Origin of the sequence: Chitinophaga sp. (assembly GCF_036569125.1) — a bacterium.
Classification (GTDB): Bacteria; Bacteroidota; Bacteroidia; order Chitinophagales; family Chitinophagaceae; genus Chitinophaga.
On the sequence record NZ_DATCRF010000389.1, the window covers coordinates 1 to 3,480 of the forward strand.

3 protein-coding genes are annotated in these 3,480 nt (G+C 48.3%); 1 reads left to right on the forward strand and 2 read right to left on the reverse strand.

The genetic code is table 11. The features are described from left to right. Positions 1-728, forward strand: a 728-nt coding sequence (gene tyrS / locus VIM87_RS14510) for a tyrosine--tRNA ligase (protein ID WP_331997686.1), incomplete at its 5' end; no start/stop codon positions are given. A 78-nt stretch (positions 729-806) separates the two neighbouring features. Here tyrS and VIM87_RS14515 read toward each other — a convergent pair. Both VIM87_RS14515 and VIM87_RS14520 read right to left on the reverse strand, forming a co-directional pair. Next, positions 807-2,102, reverse strand: a complete 1,296-nt coding sequence (locus VIM87_RS14515; RefSeq protein ID WP_331997687.1) for an amidohydrolase family protein — start codon at positions 2,100-2,102, stop codon at positions 807-809. 99 nt (positions 2,103-2,201) lie between these two features. Continuing rightward, positions 2,202-3,480, reverse strand: a 1,279-nt coding sequence (locus VIM87_RS14520; protein WP_331997688.1) for an amidohydrolase, incomplete at its 5' end; no start/stop codon positions are given.

Sequence of the window (3,480 nt, forward strand, 5' to 3'; positions counted from 1 at the left end):
ACTGTAAACTGCAGATGGGGGGCAGCGACCAGTGGGGGAATATCACCACCGGTACTGAGCTCGTTCGCCGCAAGGCCAATGGCGAGGCATTTGCCTTTACCTGCCCGCTGATCAAGAAGGCGGATGGTACCAAGTTTGGCAAAACAGAGCAGGGCAATGTGTGGTTAGATCCGGCAAAAACCTCCCCTTATTTGTTCTACCAGTTCTGGATCAATACATCTGATGAGGATGCGGAAAGCTATATCCGCACTTTCACTTTCCTGGAGCAGCCTGTGGTAGAGGCATTGATAGCAGAGCACCGGCAGGATCCCGGACGACGCCAGCTGCAGAAAAGACTGGCACAGGAAGTAACTACTTTCATTCATGGTGAAAAGGAATATGAATTTGCTGTAAAGGCATCTGAAATGTTATTCCGGAATGATACGGCTGAAATGCTGCTATCCCTTACAGAAGCGCAGCTGCTTGAAGTTATGGGCGGCGTACCGCAGGTAGAAGTACCGCTGGCAGAGCTGGAAACCGGTAAAGATATCATTAGCTTTATTTCCGATGCCAAGATACTGGCCAGCAAAGGCGAAGCACGTAAAATGCTGCAGAATGGCGGTATCAGCATCAATAAAAGCAAGGTAACGGCGCAGGATTTTGTGGTGAACAAATCTTCGTTGCTGCGTGATCGTTATATTCTTGTACAGCGGGGAAAAACAAACTATTACCTCGTAAAAGCGGTTTAAAAAATAAAAAAGTCAAAAATTAAAAAAGACGCGGATGATCATCGCGTCTTTTTTAATTTTTGACTTTTACCTTTTTACTTACTTCAACCCATATTTATACTTATATCTTTCATACAGCTGCTTGTGTTTGTTATCCAGGCTTACTTCCCTGCCCTGAATAAAAGCATGGGTAATATTATTGGAGCGCATATCCAGTATATCGCCGGTGCTTACAGCAATATTAGCATCCTTACCGGGTTCCAGGGAACCGGTAGTTTTATCAATACCCAATATCTTAGCAGTGTTCAGCGTAATGGCGCTTAAAGCTTCTTCCTTGCTCATACCATAAGCGCTGGCAGTACCGGCTTCAAACATCAGGTTACGCTGCTGCCAGAAACCTTCATTACTGATACAGAATAATACCCCTGCTTTCTGCAGCTGGGCGGCTGTTTTATATGGCTGGTCCACATCATCATCCTGCATGGTAGGCAGGCTATGCGGCTGGGCCAGTATTACAGCTATGTTGTTCTGCTTTAGGATGTCGGGGATCATATAAGCATCAGAACCACCTACAATTACCACCTCAAAACCAAACTCTTTGGCAAAATCCACTGCCAGCAACATTTCCTTTACTATGTTACAGTGTATGTACAGCTTTTGCTCTTTGTTGAACAGTTTGCGCAGGGCTTCAAATTTCAGGTTAGTTTCTGTGTGCTTGCCTTCCTGTATATAGGCTTTGGCTTCACGGAAAAAAGCGCGTACGCTTTCTATCTTTTCATAGGCTTCTTTCTCCCGGTCGTTGGCAGGCGGCTGTGGTCCGCGGAAAGGGTTAGAGGGCGGCAGCAGCTGCGGCATAAAAAAGTGCTGGCCATCATCTGCCTTGTAAGCGGCGTCTTCCCAGTTCCAGGCGTCCAGCTGCACTACGGAGGAGGAGCCTGATAACAGGTCGCCTGCCGGTGTTACCTGCGCTAATAATATACCGTTCACCCGCAGGGTATTGATCACTTTTGAATCTGTGTTATAGGCTATCAATGCACGTACAGAAGGGTTCAGCTCTCCTACTTCCTCATAATCATTGGTAGCCCGCACGCTTTCCACTTCCGTAAGGCCCACATCAGAAGCAGGTGCAATAATACCGGGGTAAATGTGCTGCCCCTGTACATCTATTACCTGCGCATCGGCACTGCTGGGCACATCAGCGCCCACAGCCGTTATTTTTCCATTGGCAAATGCAATGCTGCCATTTTCTATTACCTGTCCGTTGCCTACGTGAATAGTGGCATGGGTAAGCACTATTGTTTTCTGCTGCGCGGCTGCCGGGTAAACGGTTTCCTGCGCCAGCGCCCTGCCGGTGAAGGCCAGGCAAGTGATATATAATATGAGATACTTCTTCATAAAGTTTGTGATTTGGGATCTTAGATTTACGATTTTAGATTTGAATGCAGCGGAGATCTTCCCGAAAATCTAAAATCGTAACTCTAAAATCTAAAATTTTTACTGGTTATCTGTAGTTCCATGTTGGTGGCCGCTTTCCATGTCCTCACAATTCCATAGCTCATCGCGGGTAGGTTTAACTTTATCAACCGGGCTGCCCTTTTTCTTTTCTGCCAGCATTTTCTGGATCAGGCGGTTGCGTTCCGCAGCTATGCGTTGATGCAGCTCTGCATCGTGCTGCCGGTCAAAGTACACCACCCCATCTACAATCGTTTTTTCTGCTTTGGCATAAATGCTCAGCGGATCATCGGACCATAACACCACGTCACCATCTTTCCCGGGTTTAATGCTGCCTACCTTATCTGATATATGCAGCAGCTTAGCGGGGTTCAGGGTTACCATTTTCAGCGCATCTTCTTCGGACATGCCGCCATATTTGATGCTTTTGGCAGCTTCCTGGTTCAGGCGGCGGGCCATTTCCGCATCATCAGAGTTAATGGCTACGGTAAGCCCTACACGCTGCATAATAGTAGCATTGTATGGAATAGCATCCTGTACTTCCATTTTATACGCCCACCAATCAGCAAAGGTGGAGGCGCCGGCCCCATGTTTTTTCATTTTATCGGCCACCTTATACCCTTCCAGGATATGCGTGAACGTATTTACGGTAAACCCAAATTTATCTGCCTCATGGATCAGCATATTGATCTCGCTTTGCACATAGGAGTGGCAGGTAATGAAACGTTTATGGTTCAGTATTTCTACCAGCGCATCCAGCTCCAGGTCGCGGCGTTTGCCAGCACCTTGTTTTTCGTAATCACGAGCGCGGGTAAACGCATCATCCAGCACCTGGTCAACCCCCATACGCGTTTGAGGGAAGCGGGTACGCTGGCTCTCGCCCCAGTTGGACTGTTTTACGTTCTCACCCAGCGCAAACTTGATGAAAGGATCCCAGCCGGCAAACTTCAGGTCCTCCGCATTAGCGCCCCAGCGCAGCTTGATCAGCTGTGTTTGTCCGCCAATGGTGTTGGCAGAACCATGCAGCAGGTGGCTGGAGGTAACACCGCCACTCAGCTGCCGGTAAATATTAATATCATCCGGGTTCAGCACATCGGCTATACGTACTTCTGATGTTACGGATTGGGTACCTTCGTTCACGCCCCTTGTAATAGCAATGTGGGAGTGCTCATCTATGATACCCGGCGTCAGGTGTTTGCCGGTACCGTCTATTACCAGGGCATTACCTGCCGTCAGGTTTTTGCCTACCTGGGCTATTTTTCCGGCGCGGATCAGCACATCGGTATTTTCCAGCTTGCCCTGCTGCTCGTTGGTCCATACC